We start from the raw sequence: 18799 nt of genomic DNA, 5'->3' as shown, positions 1-18799 counted from the left end.
CGGGTCGTCCGGCGGTGCCGCCCGACGATCGGCTGACCACGGTGCTGCCCCCGGTGCGTGACGGCGGGCCTGCCCCGCTCGATGTCGTCAGGGCGGCGATGGACGGCACTCCGCCGCCGAAACCGCAGCCACCCAAATCTCCGCCCCCGCCGCCGGGAGGCGGCCGCGGATCGGGCCCGCCGGGACCGGGGCCGGGTCCGGCTCGGCAGTTCCACATCAACTGGAAGTTGGTCCGGCGGCTGTCGATCGCCGCGGTGGTGGCGATGATCCTGCTTCCGCTCGTGACGTTCGGTATGGCGTACATGATCGTGGACGTCCCGCAGCCCGGCGATATCCGGACCAACCAGGTGTCGACGATCCTGGCCAGCGACGGCAGCGAGATCGCCAAGATCGTGCCGCCCGAAGGCAACCGGGTGGACGTCGGCATCGACAAGATCCCGGAGCACGTCCGCAACGCGGTGATGGCCGCGGAGGACCGCGATTTCTATACCAATCCGGGCTTCTCGTTCACCGCGCTGTTGCGCGCGATCAAGAACAACCTGGTCGGCGGTGATCTGCAGGGCGGATCGACCATCACCCAGCAGTACGTCAAGAACGCGCTGGTCGGTGACGAGCGCTCGGGCATCGGCGGTTTGATCCGCAAGGCCAAGGAGTTGGTCATCTCGACCAAGATGGCCAGCGAGTGGTCCAAAGACGCTGTGATGCAGGCGTATCTGAACATGATCTACTTCGGCCGCGGCTCGTACGGAATCGCGGCGGCCGCCAAGTCGTACTTCGACAAGCCGGTCGAACAGCTCAACGTCGCCGAGGGTGCGCTGATGGCCGCGCTGATCCAGAGGCCGTCGACGCTGGACCCGGCGGTCGATCCAGAAGGCGCCGCCGAGCGGTGGAACTGGGTGCTCGACGGCATGGTCGACATGGGCGCGCTGCCGGCCCAGGAACGTGCCGGGCTGGTGTTCCCGCCGACGGTGCCGCCGGACCAGGCCCAACAGCAGAACCAGACCACCGGCCCCAACGGTCTGATCGAGCGGCAGGTCACGAAGGAACTGCTCGATCTGTTCGACATCAGTGAGCAGGCACTGAACACCGAAGGCCTTCAGGTCACCACCACGATCGACCCGCAGGCCCAGCAGGCCGCGGAGAACGCGGTGACCAAGTACATGGACGGTCAGGACCCCGACATGCGGACCGCGGTGGTCTCCGTCGATCCACGCGACGGCGCGGTCAAGGCCTACTACGGCGGATCGGATGCCAACGGCTTCGACTTCGCCCAGGCCGGGTTGCCCACCGGGTCGTCGTTCAAGGTGTTCGCGCTCGTCGCGGCCCTGCAACAGGGCATCGGCCTGGGCTATCAGGTCGACAGCGGTCCGGTCACGGTGAACGGCATCAAGATCACCAACGTCGAGGGTGAGGGCTGCGGGGTCTGCTCGATCGCCGAGGCGCTCAAGCGGTCGCTCAACACCAGCTACTACCGGCTGATGCTCAAGCTCGAGCACGGTCCCGAGGATGTGGCCAAGGCCGCGCACGATGCCGGCGTGGCCGAGAGTTTCCCCGGCGTCGAGCACACGCTGTCCGAGGACGGCAAGGGCGGCCCGCCGAACAATGGTGTGGTGCTGGGGCAGTACCAGTCCCGGGTGATCGACATGGCCTCGGCGTACGCCACGCTGGCGGCCTCGGGCGTCTACCACAAGCCGCACTTCGTGCAGAAGGTCGTGAACTCCTCGGGTCAGGTGTTGTTCGACGCCTCCAGCCAGGACAACGGTGAACAGCGGATCGACAAGGCGGTCGCCGACAACGTCTCGGCCGCCATGCAGCCGATCGCCGGCTGGTCGCGCGGGCACAACCTGGCCGGCGGACGCGCCTCGGCCGCCAAGACGGGCACCAACCAGCTCGGCGACACCGGCGACAACCGCGACGCCTGGATGGTCGGATACACGCCGTCGCTTTCGACCGCGGTCTGGGTGGGTACCTCCGACGGGGTGAACCCGTTGAAGACGCCAGGGGGTGGGCCGGTCTACGGATCCGGGCTGCCGTCGGACATCTGGAAATCCACCATGGACGGTGCGCTGAAGGGTAGCGACAACGAGACGTTCCCGAAGCCGACCGAGATCGGTGGCTATGCGGGTGTGCCGCAGGCACCGCCGCCGCCGCCCGCTCCCGGTACGCCGGGTGGCCCGCCCATCGCAGTGATGCCGTCGGAGACCGTGATTCAGCCGACCATCGAAGTGGCCCCGGGCATCACGATCCCGATCGGGCCTCCGACGACCGTGCCGATCGGCCCGCCGCCGGGAGCTCCCGTCGTGCCCGGCGGGCCGGGCGTCCCGGTGCCACCGCCGCCTCCGTGACGGACCGGGTATCGCCGGCTCCGCTGGCAGAAGACCAGCGGAGCGCCGACGACCGCGACCTGCCCAGCCGCAACGACCGGCTGGGCGAGGCGCTGTCGCAGACCGTGGGCGGACCCGTCGGCCGTCACGCACTGATCGGCCGGACGCGGTTCATGACCCCGCTGCGGGTGATGTTCGTGATCGCCGTGGTGTTCCTGGCGCTGGGTTACACGACCAAGTCCGCTTGTCTGCAGACGACCGGCCACGGCACCGCGGGCCAGCGGGTGGCCAACTGGGAGAACAACCGCGCCTACTACGAGCTGTGTTACTCCGACACGGTTCCGCTGTACACCGCGGAGTTGTTGAACCTGGGCAAGTTTCCCTACAAATCCAGCTGGGTCGAGAACGATGCGACGGGCAAGCCGCGCATGCAGTACGACGGCAGTCCGGCGATCCGCTACATGGAGTATCCGGTGCTCACCGGGCTCTACCAGTACGTGTCGATGTCGTTGGCCAAGACCTACACCGCGGTGACCAAGCTGGTGTCGGTGCCGCTCATCGCCGAAGTGGTGATGTTCTTCAACATCTCGGCTTTCGGCCTGGCACTGGCCTGGTTGGCCACGGTCTGGGCCACCTCGCGATTGGCCGGCCGGCGGGTGTGGGATGCCGCGCTGGTGGCGGGCTCGCCGATCGTGATCTTCCAGGTGTTCACCAATTTCGACGCGCTGGCGACCGCTGCCGCCGCGGGCGCGATGCTGGCCTGGGCCCGGCGAAAACCGGTGTGGGCCGGGGCGCTGATCGGAATCGGCGTGGCGGCCAAGCTGTATCCGCTGCTGCTGTTCGTCCCGCTGCTGCTGCTCGGGCTGCGCACCGGGCGCCTGCGCGAGGTCGGTAAGGCCGCGCTGACCGCGGTCGTGACGTGGTTGCTGATCAATCTGCCGATCATGGTGCTCTTCCCACGGGGATGGTCAGAGTTCTTCCGGCTCAATACCCGTCGCGGCGATGACATGGACTCGCTCTACAACGTGGTGAAGTCGTTCAGCGACTGGCGGGGCTTCGATCCGGAGCTCGGTTTCTGGCAGCCGCCGACTGTGCTCAACACCGTCACAGCGGTGTTGTTCGCGGCCTGCTGTATCGCGATCGGCTACATCGCGTTGACCGCACCGCAGCGGCCGCGGTTGGCGCAACTGGCATTCCTGGTGGTGGCCGCGTTCCTGCTGACCAACAAGGTGTGGAGCCCGCAGTTCTCGCTGTGGCTGGTGCCGCTGGCGGTGCTGGCGCTGCCGCACCGCCGAATCCTGTTGGCGTGGATGACGATCGATGCCCTGGTCTGGGTGCCGCGCATGCTCTATCTGTACGGCGAACAGAACAAAGGTCTGCCCGAGCAGTGGTTCACCACCACGGTGCTGGTTCGCGACCTTGCGGTGATCGTGTTGTGTACGTTGGTCATTCGCCAGATCTACCGCCCGCAGCTCGATCTGGTCCGGCACGGCGGCCGCATCGACGACCCCACCGGCGGGGTGTTCGACCGTGCGCCCGACGCTCCGCCGCGTTGGCTGCCGGACTGGTTGCGTCCCTCGGCGGACCGTGTCCGGATCGAGCCGAGGCCGGACCCCGAGCCGGAGCTGGCCGGTTCTCGGTAGACGCCCGTGATCTCAGCCCGGATAGGGCGGGTAGAACTGGGGCGCAATCGCATTCCGCTTCGCCCGGATCCACGCGGTCGTCGACGGCAGCATGGCCAGCACGAGCGTGAGGACGGGCACGACAATGCCCACGAGGACGGCGATGCCGATGGAGACAGGCTCACGGCTGGGATCGCCCGAGATGCCGATGACCATGTCGCCGATGGCGGCGATACCGAACAAGATGGCCACGGCGCACCCGCCCACGACGAGCCGGCGCCCGATCATCTTGCGCCGAAACAGCAGTATCGCTCCGACGAAGAGCGCCAATCCGAAGGCGATGCCCAACAGACCGAAGATGGCACCTGCGACGTCGAATTCACCGTCCATGATCATGATGATCACCGAGAGCACGGCGAAGCAGGTACCGACCCACCCGCCCACCAGTGCCAGGAGCCCGGCGATGATCCCCGTGGCACCGCTCGGACCGCCCGGCGGATAGCCGGGGTGCTGCGGCCACCCCGGTTGTTGTTGCGGATAGCTTGGCGGCCGGCCGTAGACCGGCTGTCCGGGGAACCCCTGCCCATGAGGTCCGTGCGGATAGTTCATACATCCCTCTCGAAGGCACGATCAGAGCGCGGGATTCGGCTTCGCCTGGATCCAGGCCGCGGTCGACGGCAGCACGGCCAGCACGAGCGTGGCGATCGGCAGCACGAGACTCAGGACTGCGAGCCCGCTGGTGCCGGGGGCGCCGTAGCGGGCTGCCGCGCCGAGGCTGAGCCCCAGGCTGATGAGGCTGCCCAGGACGATCAGCACACAGCCGCTGACAATGAGCCTGCGGCCGATCATCTTGCGCTGCAGCAGCGTCACCGTGCCGGCCAAGAGCAGGAGTCCGCACACCACGCTGAGCAGGGTCGCGAGGACCGTCAGGGTGAGCACGCCGGGGGACCTCAAGGCCAACGTCCGCAGGCCCGCGTCGCCGGCCAGCGCGGCAAGTCCGATCAGCCCGACGATTCCGTTGCCGAGGGTCATCGCGGCGCCGAGCCCGGCCAGGACGGCTGTGAGGATCGCCGTGACCCGGCTCGGCGACACCGCCGCCTCGGGCTGCGGTGCATCCGGTGGGGTGTCGCCCAGCGGGTACTCGGGCTGTTGATGGCCGAGCTGCTCCGGATAACTGGGCTCGCCGGGATACTCCGGGCCCTGGGGTCCGCGAGGAGAGGTCACTGCTGCTCCGATCCTGGGTGATTGGCGGGTCCGCACAGAGGCATTCGCAGATCAGCCGGTGTCAGCTCAGCCCGGATAGGGCGGGTAGAACTGGGGTGCAACCGGATTCGGCCTCGCTTTGATCCACGCGGTCGTCGACGGCAGCAGGGCCAGTACGAGCGTCGCGATCGGGAACACGAGACTCAGGAACTCGAACGCGCTGCCGCCGCCGTAGGACTCGTAGCGGGCCGTCACCGCGGCGCTGAGCCCGAGGCTGAGGAGGCTGTTCAAAATGGTCAGGGCGCACCCGCCGACGATCAGCCAACGGCCGATCATCTTGCGTTGCAACAACATCACGGTCCCGGGTAGCAACAACAGTCCGGAGACGATGTTCACCAGCATCACGATGACCAGCAGCGCGTACGCCCCGCCCGAGAGGACGTCCGAGGTGGAGTAGGTCGAGTCGCTGTTCAGTGCGGCGAGTCCGATCAGCCCGAGGATGCCCCCGCCGAGGGTCGCCAGTGCGCCGAGCCCGGCCAGGACTGCGGTGGTGATGGCGGTACCCCCGCTCGGCGAGGTGGAGGGCACCGGCGCCGACCCGTACGGCTGGTAGGCGCCCGGGTACCAAGGCTGTGGATGGCCGGACTGTGCTGGGTAGCCGGGTTGTGGCTGGTAGCCGGGCTGCTGCCCGTACCCGGGCTGCTGCGGATACCCCGGTTGCTGACCGTAACCGGGTTGTTCGGGAAACCCCTGACCGTATGGCCCACTGGGATAGGTCACAGATCCCCCCGATCCTCGAAGATTGACCAGCCAACCCTATACGGATTTCGCAGATCAGGACGGTTTCGGGTAGCCTGGGCCGGTTGCCGACGCAGGCGACCCTCCTGCCACGGAATCCGCCGTGGCCGTACACGACCAGAGGAGGTGATGAGGTTCTAATGCGTCCATACGAAATCATGGTCATTCTCGACCCCACACTTGACGAGCGCACCGTAGCTCCATCGTTGGAGACGTTCCTGAACGTCGTCCGCAAGGATGGCGGTTCTGTCGACAAGGTCGACATCTGGGGACGCCGCCGGCTGGCCTACGAGATTGCCAAGCACGCCGAGGGCATCTATGCCGTTGTCGACGTCAAGGCTGAACCGGCCACCGTGTCCGAGCTCGACCGTCAGCTCAACCTGAACGAGTCCGTGCTGCGGACCAAGGTGATGCGGACCGACAAGCACTAAAGGCTGTCAGTCGTCGGCGGGGCTACGTAGGCTTCGCGCAAACGGACATGCCTATCCCAGGAGGATCTCGTGGCTGGTGACACCACCATCACAGTTGTCGGAAACCTGACTGCTGACCCGGAACTGCGTTTCACTCCGTCTGGCGCAGCTGTCGCCAACTTCACCGTTGCCTCGACGCCGCGAATGTTCGATCGGCAGAGCAACGAGTGGAAGGACGGCGAGGCGCTGTTCCTGCGGTGCAACATCTGGCGTGAGGCGGCCGAGAACGTGGCCGAGAGCCTCACCCGGGGTTCGCGGGTGATCGTCACCGGCCGGCTCAAGCAGCGTTCGTTCGAAACCCGTGAGGGTGAGAAGCGCACCGTTGTCGAGGTCGAGGTCGACGAGATCGGTCCGTCCCTGCGCTACGCCACGGCCAAGGTCAACAAGGCCAGCCGCAGTGGCGGTGGCGGTGGTGGCGGCGGCTTCGGCGGTGGTGGCGGCGGTGGTTCGCGCCAGGCCGAGCCCAAGGACGATCCGTGGGGCAGTGCACCGGCGTCCGGCTCCTTCAGCGGGGCCGACGACGAGCCGCCGTTCTGATCAACAACGAAAATTTTTGCAAGGAAGAGATAACCAATGGCCAAGTCCACAAAGCGACGGCCGGCACCGGAAAAGCCGGTCAAGACTCGCAAGTGCGTGTTCTGCTCCAAGAAGGGTAAGGGGCAGATCATCGACTACAAGGACACTGCGCTGCTGCGCACCTACATCAGCGAGCGCGGCAAGATCCGTGCCCGCCGGGTGACCGGCAACTGTGTCCAGCACCAGCGCGATGTCGCCATCGCGGTGAAGAATGCCCGCGAGGTGGCTCTGCTGCCGTTCGGCTCGTCGACGCGGTAGGAGATACACCAATGAAGCTGATTCTCACCGCTGAGGTGGAACACCTGGGCGTCGCGGGCGACGCCGTCGAGGTCAAGGACGGCTACGGCCGTAACTACCTGCTGCCCCGCGGGCTGGCCATCGTGGCCTCCCGCGGTGCCGAGCGCCAGGCCGACGAGATCCGTCGGGCGCGCGATGCCAAGTCCATCCGTGGCGTCGAGCACGCCAACGAGCTCAAGACCGCGCTGGAGGGTCTGGGCGAGGTGTCGCTGCCGGTTCAGGCCGCTGCCGACACGGGCAAGCTGTTCGGCTCGGTCACCGCGGCTGATGTCGTGGCCGTGATCAAGAAGGCCGGCGGCCCCAACTTGGACAAGCGCACCGTGCAGCTGCCCAAGGCGCACATCAAGTCGGTCGGCACGCATCCGATCACCGTGAAGCTGCACACCGGGGTGGAAGCCAAGGTGTCGCTGAACGTCGTCGCGGAGTAATCCGTAGCGGAGCAATTCCGCCAGCACTCAATCGCCCGGGTGGGAGCCTGCAGAGGTTTCCACCCGGGCGTTTGCTGTGTCTCTGGCGAACGCGTTGCGGAAAACTCTGGACAGCGAAGCTAACTCGGTGTTAACCCGCCAGGTCCCTGGGCGCAACACAACACGCCCGGGATGGCAACCCGGCACGACACGCCGAAGAACTTCCCATACACAATCACTGACAACCTCTATGGCACTCTGACCTGGGAAAACTATAGATTGCTCGGGAATGATCCACAGGTTCTCCCCAGAGGCTCAACACTGCGACCGAGACCTATCCACATGCCATCCACAGCTTGATTAACAGGGGTGGTTTCGGGAGGCGCCAGCAACGTCTAGCGTGATGCGTCGCAGCGCCACGAAGCTTCTTTGTCGGAGCCCTGTTTTACAGTTGCAGTACCGATTCGAATAAACGTTCGAGCCTGTTGTGAGGCGGGTCTCGGAAGGGGTGGGGAGTCCGTGGCGGTGGTGGACGACCTGGGGCATCCGGATTCGGAGATGGATGGCCCTCCGCCTGGGGAGGACTTCGGCCGGCAGCCGCCGCAGGACATGGCGGCCGAGCAGGCGGTCCTCGGCGGCATGCTGTTGAGCAAGGATGCGATCGCCGATGTGCTGGAGCGGCTGCGCCCCGGAGACTTCTACCGGCCGGCACACCAGAACGTGTACGACGCGATCCTGGATCTCTACGGCCGGGGTGAACCGGCCGACGCCGTCACCGTCGCCGCTGAACTCGATCGCCGCAGCCTGTTGCGCCGCATCGGTGGTGCCCCCTATCTGCACACCCTGATCTCCACGGTGCCCACCGCGGCCAACGCTGGTTTCTATGCCGGCATCGTCGCCGAGAAGGCCCTGTTGCGCCGGTTGGTGGAGGCGGGGACCCGGGTGGTCCAGTACGGCTACGCCGGGGCCGACGGCGCCGATGTCACCGACGTGGTGGACCGGGCGCAGGCCGAGATCTACGACGTGACCGAGCGCCGCGCCTCGGAGGACTTCGTCGCGCTCGAAGACCTGCTGCAGCCCACGATGGACGAGATCGACGCGATCGCCTCGCAGGGCGGTATCTCGCGCGGTGTGCCGACCGGGTTCACCGAATTCGACGAGATCACCAACGGCCTGCACCCCGGGCAGATGGTCATCATCGCGGCCAGACCTGGCGTCGGGAAGGCGCTCGCGCTCGATACCCCACTGCCAACTCCAAGTGGCTGGACCACGATGGGTGACGTTGCGGTAGGCGACCACCTCATCGGCGCCGATGGTGAACCGACGCGGGTTGTGGCCGCCACCGAGGTCATGCTCGATCGCCCGTGTTTCGAGGTCGAATTCTCCGATGGCACAGTGATTGTCGCCGATGCTCAGCATCAGTGGCCGACAGGCGACGGCGTCCGCACCACCACGCAGCTGCGGCCGGGTCTGCACACCATCGCCGCACCGACCTCTCGCGGCGGAGCCGCAGTGCTGACGCCGGTGAGCCAGGTGGCAGCGGTTCGGCGACTGCCCAGCGTGCCGGTGCGTTGTGTCGAGGTCGACAACGCCGCGCATCTGTACCTGGCGGGCCCTGCCATGGTGCCGACGCACAACTCAACGCTCGGCCTGGATTTCATGCGGTCCTGCTCGATCAAGCACCGGATGGCCAGCGTTATCTTCTCGCTGGAAATGAGCAAGTCCGAGATCGTCATGCGACTCCTCTCGGCCGAGGCCAAAATCAAACTGGCCGATATGCGTTCGGGCCGGATGAGCGATGATGACTGGACCAAGCTGGCCCGCCGGATGAGCGAGATCAGTGAGGCCCCGCTCTACATCGACGACTCACCGAACCTGACCATGATGGAGATCCGGGCTAAGGGCCGCCGGCTGGCCCAGAAGGCGGATCTGAAGCTCGTGGTCGTCGACTACATGCAGCTGATGAGCTCGGGCAAGAAGTACGAGTCGCGTCAGCAGGAAGTCTCGGACTTCTCCCGAAGCCTCAAGCTGATGGCCAAAGAGCTTGAAGTGCCGGTGATCGCGATCAGCCAGCTGAACCGTGGTCCGGAGCAGCGCACCGACAAGCGTCCGCAGGTCTCGGACCTACGTGAATCCGGCTGCATGACGGCGAACACCCGAATCCTGCGCGCCGACAACGGTGCCGAGGTGACGTTCGGTGAGCTGTTGGCCACGGGGGAGCGCCCGCTGGTGTGGTCGCTCGACGAGCACAAGAACATGGTCGCGCGCCCGATGACCAACGTGTTCCCGAGTGGACGCAAGGAAGTCTTCACGCTGCGCATGGCGTCGGGGCGAGAGGTGGAGGCCACCGCCAACCACCCCTTCATGACGTTGGACGGCTGGGTTCCGTTGGGTGAGTTGGCGGTCGGAGATCGGTTGGCGACGCCGCGGCGTGTGCCCGAGCCGGTGCAGACCGAGCGGATGCACGACTCCGAGGTGATCTTGCTGGCGCACATGATCGGTGATGGCTCGTGCGTGAAGCGCCAACCGATCCGGTACGCCAGCGTCGACAAGGCGAACCTGCTCGAGGTCGAGATCTCGGCGCTGCACTTCGGAGTGACCGCCGTGCGCGATGAGTACCCGGCGGCCCGCGTCACGACGCTGCGGCTACCGGCGCCCCACCGGTTGACGCACGGCAAGCGCAATCCGATTGCCGCGTGGCTCGACAAGCTGGGGCTGTTCGGCAAGCGTAGCTACGAGAAGTTCGTTCCCAAAGAGGTTTTCGCGCTCCCCAACGATCAGGTGGCGTTGTTCCTGCATCACCTGTGGGCGACGGATGGCTCGGTGCGGTGGGATGCCACGGCGGGGCAGGCGCGCATCTACTACGCCACGACGAGCCGGCAGCTCGCCGATGATGTGACCCAGTTGTTGTTGCGGGTCGGTGTGTACGCGCGGATCAAGCGTGCGAAGAAGGTGGGTTACCGCGACTGCTGGCATGTGCTCATCTACGGCGGGGACAACCAGCATCGATTCTTGGCGCACGTCGGTGTGCACGGTGAGCGCGGCGCCAAGGCGCGTGAGGTGTTGACGCATCTTGACGGTGCCATCCGCAATCCGAATCTCGATACGGTGCCGAAAGAAGTTTGGCAGCAAGTGAAGTCAGCATTGGTGCGTGAGGGGATTACGCACCGGCAGTTCGCCGCAGCGATGGGCACCAAGTTCTGCGGTTCGACCATGTGGAAGCACGCGCCGAGCAGGTCACGACTGCATCGGGCGGCTGCTGTACTCAAGGATGTCGAACTGCACGACCTGGCCCGCAACGATGTGTTCTGGGACGAGATAGTCGAGATCACCAGTATCGGTGACCATGACGTGTACGACGGAACTGTCCCGGGCACGAGCAACTTTGTGGCGCAGGGAATCACGGCTCACAACAGCCTTGAACAGGATGCCGACATGGTCCTGCTGCTGCACCGCCCCGACGCGATCGACCGTGAAGATCCGCGTGGTGGTGAAGCCGACATCATCCTGGGCAAGCACCGTAACGGCCCGACCGCGAATATCACTGTGGCGCACCAGCTTCACTTCTCACGCTTTACGAATATGGCGCGCTAGTTCACCTCATCAATCGGCACGCTCACTCGCGCACAGGCCTGCCCGGCACTGCGACCGTCAACAAGGGCTCGAACGCGCTGATCGCGTTCCCGGCGTAGTCGGCTTTGGCCTCATCGGAGGTTGGGCCCACAGACTTTGGCGGGCCAGGACGCGCCATCAGGCACCGCTCGCGAAGTCCATCCAGCAAGGCGTCCGCCACAGGGTTGAGGCCGGTGCCAGCGGGTACGCGCGCTGCGCGGTGTCGGTCACGAGACGATCCCCACACTGCCTGAAAAATTAGTCAATAATCTCCCTCTTGTCTGCCCGCGCCCTCTCACTGCGGAGATCATCTGACGGCAAGAAGTGGGGCGCCCATTGCCGCGACTGCAACTGCGACTGGTCGCAGGGTGACGCCCGGAGAATACCCGGCGACGCGTGTGCGTCATACCGTATATATCCAGGCAAAAGACTGCGCGCGCGGCCCTCAAAGGCGCCAAAAGGCTCGGCCGGGTCCATCGGCTTTCGGCGACTCAAGGTGCGAGCGGATCCGGAAACGTGCCGGTGCGGATCCGCTGCGGCCCAACCAGCTGTTCACCGCAGCCGCACACCACCGACTGAAAAGTCAGTCAGGAACGCTGTAGGCTCTCCGGTGACGTGCGCAGTGCCCTGGACATCGGATGTGCCTGAAAGTCAGGCAACGGGGTGCCAGTGCCGGCTGAAACGGCGAGGAGATAGAAGTGATGGTCAGACGGAAGTTTCTGCAGTTCGGTGCGGCCGCGATCGGCGCACTACTGGCAGCGGCATGCACCGACCCCACCGACGCCGTCGCCGAACACGACCGTGACCAGGACGACGAGCGCACCTGGCGGATGCCCGAGGAGGGGGATCCGCACAAGCGGACCTGGATGGCTTTCGGTGCCAGCGAAGCGATCTGGGGTGCCGCGCAGCTTCCCGAAGTCCAGCGGAACCTGGCCGGCATCGCCCAGACGATCGCGCAGTTCGAGCCGGTGTCGATGCTGGTCCGGTCAGAGGACCTCGCCCTGGCCCGTGGCCTCGTCGGCCCGTCCGTCGAGCTCATCGAGGCCCCGCTCGATGACCTGTGGATGCGCGACACCGGACCGGTGTTCGTGAAGGGCAACGGGACCAAGGCCGGCGTCAACTTCAACTTCAACGGCTGGGGCGAGAAGCAGGACTACGACGACGATGCCGGTGTCGCCGACTTCGTCGCAGAGCACGCGGGCGTGGAATCGCTGCCCACAGACCTGGTTCTTGAAGGCGGCGGCATCGAGGTGGACGGTGAGGGCACCGCGCTGATCACCGAGAGTTGCGTGCTCAACAAGAACCGCAACCCGGGATGGTCGAAGGCCGATGTCGAGGCCGAGCTGGGCCCGCTGCTGGGACTGGACAAGATCATCTGGCTACCCGGCATCAAGGGCAAGGACATCACCGACGGCCACACCGACTTCTATGCCCGATTCGCCCGCCCGGGTGTGGTGGTGGCCGGTATGGACACCGACCCCGATTCGTGGGACCACGATGTGACCAAGCGTCATCTCGACATCCTGAAGAACGCGACCGATGCCAAGGGCCGCAAGCTGGAGGTTGTCGTGCTCGAAGCGCCGAGTGTCGTCCGTCCCGACTTCGAATCCGATGACTTCGCGGCCGGCTACATCAACTTCTACGTCTGCAACGGCGCCGTGATCGCACCCGAATTCGGCGACCCGCAGACGGATCAGGCCGCCAAACAGGAACTGGAGCGGCTGTTCCCCGATCGCCGCGTCGTGCAGATCAACATCGATGCCATCGCCGCCGGAGGTGGCGGCATCCATTGCACCACCCAGCAGGAACCCGTCGACTGAGACCGACCATGATCAAGGGTTCCTGGGAAGGGGAGGTCGGTGTCTGATCGTCAGACGATGATCCTGGAAGCGGCGATCCGGGTGATCGCCCAAAGCGGTGTCCGCGGGTTGCGCGTCGAGAAGCTTGCCGCCGAGGCGGGCATCTCCACCGCGTTGATCTACTACCACTTCGGAAGTCGGGCAGGGCTGATCCGCCGGACTCTCGAACACATCAACGATCGCGCCGCCCGCTACACCGAGCAAGCTCTGGCACCGAAAGATCCGCGGGCACAGATCGAACAGATGCTGCTCCTGGAGATCCAGGGGACGCCCGCGGTGCGCGAGAACAGCATCGCCTGGGGCGAGTTGCGAGCCAGCGCCGTGTTCGACGGCGACCTGCGCGAGCAGCTGCGCGACGCGACCCAGCAGTGGTCGGCGGATCTGCGAGAGGTCATCACGATGGCCCAAGACAGCGGCATGGCCGATGCCGGCATCGACCCGACCGACGCCGCCGAACGGCTCACCGCGCTCGTCGAAGGTCTCAGCGAACGATGGCTGAGCGGATCGATCACCCTCGAACGCGCCCAGCACCTCCTGGCCGGGGCCATTACAGCCGAACTCGGGCCGGCGCGGTAATCGCGGTGGCGCACGGGTAGACATCGCCGGTGCCAGTTCGTAGCCTGTCCGGGACATACGTAGCCGGACCACGATCGGTCCCCGCACCGAAGGATCGTGACAATCCGAATGACCCGGGTACGCCATTCACTTCGGCGAGCGGCGTACGGCTCGGCAGCCGCGGTGCTGGTGCTGGGGATGTCGACGGGCGACGTGAAGGCGGACCCCGCGGCCGACGCACTGTCCAAGCTCAACGACTTGTCGCGTCAGGCGGTGGAGAGTCGCGATGCCGTCACAACGGCCCAACGCGACGCCGACGCCAGAATGGCTGCCCAGACAGCGGCCGAAGACCGCCACCGCGCCGATCTCACGGCCCTGGATGTCGCGAACGCCCAGCTGCAGCCCCATCAGGCCGCTGCCAACCGGGTGGCGGCAATGACGTACATGAGTGGCGGCACCGGTCAAATGGCGGCGGTGCTGACCGCGGGCTCCCCGCAACAGCTGATCGGCCACCTGTCGCTGCGGCGGGTGGTGGCCACTGAGGCGAGCGAGCAGATGAAGGCCTTTCAAGCCGGACGTGAGCGCGCCGCCGCGGCCGTCCGGGCCTCAGAGGTTTCGGCCGCCGAGGCCCGCGCCGCAGCCGAGCAGTCGGCCGCGGTGCGCTCAGACCTGCAGGCGAAATGGAGTGAACTGCAGCGTCAGATCGCCGCCGCGGAGGCGCAGTACGCCGCGTTGACTCCCGGTCAGCGGGCGGTGATCGACAACGCGGCCGCGGCACCGCCCGTCGATCTCCCGGAGTCGTTACCCGTCGGCGTCGCGTCCGAGGCCGGGCTACAGGCCAACACCATCGTGGCTGCCCGGGCCGTCAGCGCGAGGTTTCCCCAGATCGCCGACATCGACGGGGTGCGGCCGGATTCGAAGCCCTGGCATCCCAGCGGTCTGGCGATCGACATCATGATCCCCAACCCCAGCAGCCCCGAGGGCATCGCGCTCGGAGACGAGATTCTCGCGTTCGCGATGAGCAACGCGGCCCGATTCGGGCTACAGGATGTGATCTGGCGTGGCACCTACTACACGCCATCGGGCCCGCAGGCATCTGGTTACGGCCACTACGACCACGTGCACATCACCACGACACCTCGCCACTGACCCACGGCTCGGCAATCTCCCCGCAAAGCGTCTAGATGTGCCCGCCGGGGAACATCGTCTTGACGGCCTGAGTCACGGTGTTGCGTGCGGAGGCGGCGTCGCCGGGTTCCAGGGAGCTGATCGCCATGACGTAGCGGCGTTCGGGGCCGATCGCGCCGGTGGACACGTGCAGCTGGTTGGAGCCGTTCCAGCAGCAGAACCAGCCCTGCTTGACCGCGACCGGCTCGGCGTAGAGCCCGTCGGGGATGCCGAAGCGCTGCGGATAACCGTCGGTTCCCGTCGGCGTGGATTGCGCGAGGTTGCTCATGATCACGTCGGCCTGCTCGGGAGGCAGCCCGCCGCTGCCGTCCAGCAGCATGTCGTAGTAGCGGACCAGGTCGCTCGCGGTGCTCTGCGTGACGTCCCAGTGCCCGTTGTAGGGCGCCGTGGTGCCCTTCAATCCGTACCGCGCCACGATGCGGGAGATGACGGCGTTTCCTCCGCTGCGGTCCCAGAAGGTCTGGGCCGCGCCGTCATCGGAGGAGCGCAGCATGATGTCGAGCGACTTGCGGTCGGCAGGAGATAGTTTCGTCTCGCCCTTCGATTCCTGCAGCAGCAGGTCGTCGGCGATGAACAGCTTCACCACGGAGGCGATCGGGAACGGTTGGTTGGCGCCGTTGGAGATGATCTGGCCGGTGTCGCGGTCCAGCACGACGACCTCGATGTCGGCCCCGGATGTGGCCGCCTCCGCGGTCGCCCGACGGGTGCGGACGTCGAGGTCGTCCAACTCGGCCGGCGGAGTCTGAGGAAACACGGCACGTGTGCCCAGCGGCGCGACACCTGTTGCCCGAGCGGTGTTCCCAGGGCTCGATGGCATGCTCGTGACCTGTGCCTGACAACCATTGACGAGCATCGCGGCGCCGAGGACCGCCATGCTCGTCATCGCCCGCTTGGACAGTCGCCGCCGCATACGTCTCCCGAAGATTCTGAGCCAGGTGAGCCGGGATGGACGCTGCGCCCACCGGTTATCCCAGCTTAACCGGGCATTGCGCAGCCAGCGACACGGCCCGGATCAGCCGGTGTCGCGCGGCCGACCGCGAGTGGACGAACGATCGTCGGCATGCGGCGCCAGGTGTCGTCTCGAGCCGCGACCTGGAAACCGCAGGCGCGCATCAACTCAACCGTGGCGCGGTTGCAGCGGCAGCCGCAGGCGAAGCGGCGCCACGGCTCGTGCAACGTGTCTTGGCACGCCGCCAGAAGGCGCGAACCCGCCCGCACATGTTCGATGAACAGCAACTGCCCGTCCGGGCGGAGTACGCGGGCCATCTCGCGCAGCGCTCGTTCGGGCTCGTCGACGGTGCACAGGGCGAGCGTCGAGACGACGGTGTCCACGGACGCGTCGGCGAGCGGTAGACGTTCAGCCGGCGCATCGACGATCCGCGCGGCGCAGTCATGCTGCGCGACCCGGCGCGACAATCTCCTGCGCATGCCGGGCTCCGGCTCGGTGAGCACCACCTCGGTCACTGCCTCCGGATAGTGCGGAATGTTCAACCCGGTCCCGGCGCCGATCTCGACGACGTTGCCGTAGGCGTGGCTCAGCAGGGTGCTGCGGCGACGGCGCATTCCGGCGATCTCACCCAGCCAGAGCAGCGAGTCGTACGCGAGGGCGAAGGTCCGCAGCCACACGGCAGATGATGAACTCGGCTGGGATTGGGTTCCCGGTTGAGGGGTGGCGATCTCGGTCATGTCCCAAACGTAGGAATGGCCGCATGGTTCGCGCATCGCCCGATCCGGCCATCTTCTGCCGATGGCCCGTTTCGGCTATCTCACAAGAGGCCGAGCCGGCCGGCTTCCGCGACGGCAGCGGTCCGTGAGGTCCGGCCCAGCTTGCGGCGGATGTTCGCGACGTGGCGGTGCACGGTGTGGGGGCTGAGCACCAGGTGATCGGCGATCTCGCGGTCGCTGAGACCGCGTGCGAGGCAGGCGAGGATCTCCTGCTCGCGGCCGGACAGTACGACCTGTTCCGGCGCGCTGGCCTGGTGCGGTGACGGCTGGGCTGGAGCCAGAGCTTCACGGCATGCGCGGACGACGGAATCGACGTCACCGTGCCACGGGAAATGAGCGCTCCCTTTCAACGGGATGAATGCCGCGTGCGGGATCGCGGCAGCCACCTCGCGCCCCAGCTGGTACGGCACGGCTCGGTCGTCCCGGCGATGTACCACCAGTGTCGGAGATCGGACGTGCGCAAGATGATCGCCGACGTCGAGGCGATAGACCATGGCCAACAATGCGGCGGCGGTCTCGGCCGTCGCCGCCTCTCGCTGCAACCTGGCGAAGCGGTCCTGATCGTCGCCGTCGGCCCCGCTGAGGAAGATGTCGCTGAGCAGGCGTGAACCCAGTCCCCAATGTGCTTGTAACGCAGTCAATATCGCGTCCCCCACACCCGGGGCCGTAAGCGCCGCCCCATTCGGGTACGACCCGTACAACACCAAGCGCTCGACGCGTTCGGGGAACGCCGCGGCGAATGCCACAGCGGTGCAACTGCCGGATGAACCGCCGATGAGCGAGACGCGCTCGAGCCCGAGTTCGTCGAGAACCGTACGCAGTGTCGTGACTTCGCGGTCGAGGTTCAGATCGGATTCGAGGAGCGTGCGATCCGACATCCCGACGCCGAGCCGGTCGTAGCGGATCAAGGTGTATCCGTCGGCGACGCCGTTCCAGAATCGCCGGTAGTCCGCATCTTGCCAGTCGAGTTCGAGGTGACTCACCCACCATGCCGGGGCCACCAGCGGTGGTCCTTGCCCGCGCACCTCGTACGCGATTCGGCGCCCGCCGACGCGCAGAAACTGGATCCCGGACTTTTCCAGCACGCCCACGAGCGTAATCCGGCAACTACCTCGACGGTGCCGTCACGGATGAAGGTTCCACTGGCCGACATCGGAGGCCAAAGCATCGTTGACGTCGACTTCGAGCCCGCCGACCACGGGGCCCGGATTCGACACGGTGCTCACCACGCGCTGGTAGAGAACTGCGGCAGGGTGGATCTGGCCGCGAGACCAGGACCGGGTCTGCCATGCCCACGCGCGGCCGGGCGAGGTCGACCTGCCGACAACGCCATCGGCAATGGCCCACTGGCACGGGTTGATACCCCCGTAGATGCCGGTGCGCTGCACGCCGATCACCGAGTTGATTCCGCGAAACCACGGCAGCGCGACGGTGTTCCAGGTGTTGCGGTCGATATCGTCGTCGACGCTGAAGAAGACCGGGGCGCTCTGGCCGCCACCTGCGGCGGTGTGCAGCTGCCAGGCGGTGCGAGCGTCGGCGACGCCGCCGGCGAACCCGCGCGTGAAGTCCGACGGTGCCGTCCCGCCGGGCTTGCCGTATTGGTAGTTGCTGACGATCACCAAACCGGCGGCCGTCAGCTCACGGGCGTAGGGCAGGGTGATCGGCTTGGCGCCCATGGAGGAGCCGGGCCGTGAAGTCGAGACGTAGTTGATCACCCCGGAGTGGCCGGCGGCCCGGATGTCCCGCGCGGGGATCTGGCGCATGGCGAAGTCGATCAGCGTGGGGGCGGCGGCCGATGCGACGGGCATGGCTGCCGATGCCACGCCGAGACCGGCCAGCGCTGAGGCCGCGGCGGCGTAGCGCAAGGCGTCACGCCTGGAAACCTGCACGGCGTGATGTTAACAAAGTGACTGCTGTGACCCGTGTTGCCTCACGGGTCGGTTTCAGTTCGATGCCGCACTGTTATCCAGCCGGTGCCGTGCCCGTTCTGGCGCCCGGGACCGTCACGACAGCAAGGTCATGTCAACACGAAGGCGATCGCCGCGAGCAGCACTGCGGCAGCGACGAATGCCACCGCGACGGCTGTCCAGCGGTTGTTCTTGACCCAGATCCGTACCGACGGCACGGTGATGTAGATGTGCGGTTCCGCGCTGACCATGGAGC

The 18799-nt window shown here is 66.4% G+C and carries 18 protein-coding genes; 10 read left to right on the top strand and 8 right to left on the bottom strand.

Annotation, left to right across the window (positions count from 1 at the left end):
- Together TX88_RS01970 and TX88_RS01965 are read left to right on the top strand one after the other, a co-directional pair.
- The coding region (locus TX88_RS01970; RefSeq protein ID WP_409365840.1) for a transglycosylase domain-containing protein at window positions 1–2345 on the top strand (2345 nt) is incomplete at its 5' end.
- Window positions 2342–3967, top strand: a complete 1626-nt coding sequence (locus tag TX88_RS01965; RefSeq protein WP_044514256.1) for a glycosyltransferase family 87 protein — start codon at window positions 2342–2344, stop codon at window positions 3965–3967. The genes TX88_RS01970 and TX88_RS01965, both read left to right, overlap by 4 nt.
- Window positions 3968–3979: 12 nt before the next feature.
- On the opposite strand, the gene TX88_RS32670 is transcribed toward TX88_RS01965, so the two are convergent.
- From TX88_RS32670 to TX88_RS01950, 3 genes are all read right to left on the bottom strand, one after another.
- Complete coding sequence (locus tag TX88_RS32670) at window positions 3980–4555, bottom strand: NfeD family protein (RefSeq protein ID WP_049924817.1); 576 nt, start codon at window positions 4553–4555, stop codon at window positions 3980–3982.
- Window positions 4556–4576: 21 nt separating this feature from the next.
- Window positions 4577–5170, bottom strand: coding sequence for a hypothetical protein (locus TX88_RS01955; protein ID WP_049924816.1), 594 nt, complete (start codon window positions 5168–5170; stop codon window positions 4577–4579).
- A 66-nt stretch (window positions 5171–5236) separates the two neighbouring features.
- A complete protein-coding gene (locus TX88_RS01950) occupies window positions 5237–5929 on the bottom strand; it encodes a hypothetical protein (protein WP_162563062.1) in 693 nt (230 codons plus the stop codon).
- Window positions 5930–6087: 158 nt separating this feature from the next.
- Between TX88_RS01950 and rpsF the strand changes: the two genes are divergently transcribed.
- From rpsF to TX88_RS01910, 8 genes are all read left to right on the top strand, one after another.
- Complete coding sequence (gene rpsF, locus TX88_RS01945; protein ID WP_003884149.1) at window positions 6088–6378, top strand: 30S ribosomal protein S6; 291 nt, start codon at window positions 6088–6090, stop codon at window positions 6376–6378.
- 69 nt (window positions 6379–6447) lie between these two features.
- Complete coding sequence (locus tag TX88_RS01940) at window positions 6448–6954, top strand: single-stranded DNA-binding protein (RefSeq protein ID WP_044514252.1); 507 nt, start codon at window positions 6448–6450, stop codon at window positions 6952–6954.
- Between the two features lie 36 nt (window positions 6955–6990).
- Complete coding sequence (gene rpsR, locus TX88_RS01935) at window positions 6991–7251, top strand: 30S ribosomal protein S18 (protein ID WP_029109238.1); 261 nt, start codon at window positions 6991–6993, stop codon at window positions 7249–7251.
- Between the two features lie 11 nt (window positions 7252–7262).
- Window positions 7263–7718, top strand: coding sequence for a 50S ribosomal protein L9 (gene rplI, locus TX88_RS01930; protein WP_044514249.1), 456 nt, complete (start codon window positions 7263–7265; stop codon window positions 7716–7718).
- Between the two features lie 498 nt (window positions 7719–8216).
- Window positions 8217–11291, top strand: coding sequence for a replicative DNA helicase (locus tag TX88_RS01925; RefSeq protein ID WP_044514246.1), 3075 nt, complete (start codon window positions 8217–8219; stop codon window positions 11289–11291).
- Between the two features lie 719 nt (window positions 11292–12010).
- On the top strand, window positions 12011–13129 hold the full coding sequence (locus tag TX88_RS01920; RefSeq protein WP_044514244.1) for an agmatine deiminase family protein: 1119 nt from the start codon (window positions 12011–12013) through the stop codon (window positions 13127–13129).
- Between the two features lie 39 nt (window positions 13130–13168).
- Window positions 13169–13744 carry a TetR/AcrR family transcriptional regulator gene (locus TX88_RS01915; protein ID WP_044514243.1) on the top strand — a complete coding sequence of 192 codons (576 nt, stop codon included), beginning with the start codon at window positions 13169–13171 and terminating at the stop codon, window positions 13742–13744.
- Between the two features lie 108 nt (window positions 13745–13852).
- Window positions 13853–14872 carry a VldE C-terminal domain-containing protein gene (locus TX88_RS01910; protein ID WP_044514241.1) on the top strand — a complete coding sequence of 340 codons (1020 nt, stop codon included), beginning with the start codon at window positions 13853–13855 and terminating at the stop codon, window positions 14870–14872.
- 31 nt (window positions 14873–14903) lie between these two features.
- Here the strand turns inward: TX88_RS01910 and TX88_RS01905 are convergent, their stop codons facing one another.
- From TX88_RS01905 to TX88_RS34120, 5 genes are all read right to left on the bottom strand, one after another.
- Window positions 14904–15821: a serine hydrolase gene (locus TX88_RS01905; protein ID WP_044514239.1), complete on the bottom strand. Its 918-nt coding sequence runs from the start codon at window positions 15819–15821 to the stop codon at window positions 14904–14906.
- Between the two features lie 65 nt (window positions 15822–15886).
- The gene (locus TX88_RS01900; RefSeq protein ID WP_044519004.1) at window positions 15887–16597 is read right to left on the bottom strand and encodes a class I SAM-dependent methyltransferase; all 711 of its coding nucleotides are present in this window, start codon (window positions 16595–16597) and stop codon (window positions 15887–15889) included.
- 80 nt (window positions 16598–16677) lie between these two features.
- The gene (locus TX88_RS01895; protein WP_044519003.1) at window positions 16678–17721 is read right to left on the bottom strand and encodes an alpha/beta fold hydrolase; all 1044 of its coding nucleotides are present in this window, start codon (window positions 17719–17721) and stop codon (window positions 16678–16680) included.
- A 39-nt stretch (window positions 17722–17760) separates the two neighbouring features.
- Window positions 17761–18525 carry a DUF1906 domain-containing protein gene (locus tag TX88_RS01890; protein WP_044514237.1) on the bottom strand — a complete coding sequence of 255 codons (765 nt, stop codon included), beginning with the start codon at window positions 18523–18525 and terminating at the stop codon, window positions 17761–17763.
- Between the two features lie 128 nt (window positions 18526–18653).
- A complete protein-coding gene (locus TX88_RS34120) occupies window positions 18654–18794 on the bottom strand; it encodes a hypothetical protein (RefSeq protein ID WP_162563061.1) in 141 nt (46 codons plus the stop codon).
- Window positions 18795–18799 lie beyond the last annotated feature (5 nt).

This window comes from Mycolicibacterium septicum DSM 44393 (genome assembly GCF_000455325.1).
Taxonomy (GTDB): Bacteria; Actinomycetota; Actinomycetes; order Mycobacteriales; family Mycobacteriaceae; genus Mycobacterium; species Mycobacterium septicum.
Note: the sequence above shows the minus strand (reverse complement) of the source record. Positions and strands in the feature narration are given on the sequence as shown.

Excerpts from the sequence above, each read along its gene's own strand:
- TX88_RS32670 (WP_049924817.1), bottom strand. The coding sequence starts at position 4,555 with ATGAACTATCCGCACGGACCTCATGGGCAGGGGTTCCCCGGACAGCCG.
- rpsF (WP_003884149.1), top strand. The coding sequence starts at position 6,088 with ATGCGTCCATACGAAATCATGGTCATTCTCGACCCCACACTTGACGAG.
- rpsR (WP_029109238.1), top strand. The coding sequence starts at position 6,991 with ATGGCCAAGTCCACAAAGCGACGGCCGGCACCGGAAAAGCCGGTCAAG.
- rplI (WP_044514249.1), top strand. The coding sequence starts at position 7,263 with ATGAAGCTGATTCTCACCGCTGAGGTGGAACACCTGGGCGTCGCGGGC.
- TX88_RS01920 (WP_044514244.1), top strand. The coding sequence starts at position 12,011 with ATGGTCAGACGGAAGTTTCTGCAGTTCGGTGCGGCCGCGATCGGCGCA.
- TX88_RS01910 (WP_044514241.1), top strand. The coding sequence starts at position 13,853 with ATGACCCGGGTACGCCATTCACTTCGGCGAGCGGCGTACGGCTCGGCA.
- TX88_RS01905 (WP_044514239.1), bottom strand. The coding sequence starts at position 15,821 with ATGCGGCGGCGACTGTCCAAGCGGGCGATGACGAGCATGGCGGTCCTC.
- TX88_RS01900 (WP_044519004.1), bottom strand. The coding sequence starts at position 16,597 with ATGACCGAGATCGCCACCCCTCAACCGGGAACCCAATCCCAGCCGAGT.
- TX88_RS34120 (WP_162563061.1), bottom strand. The coding sequence starts at position 18,794 with ATGGTCAGCGCGGAACCGCACATCTACATCACCGTGCCGTCGGTACGG.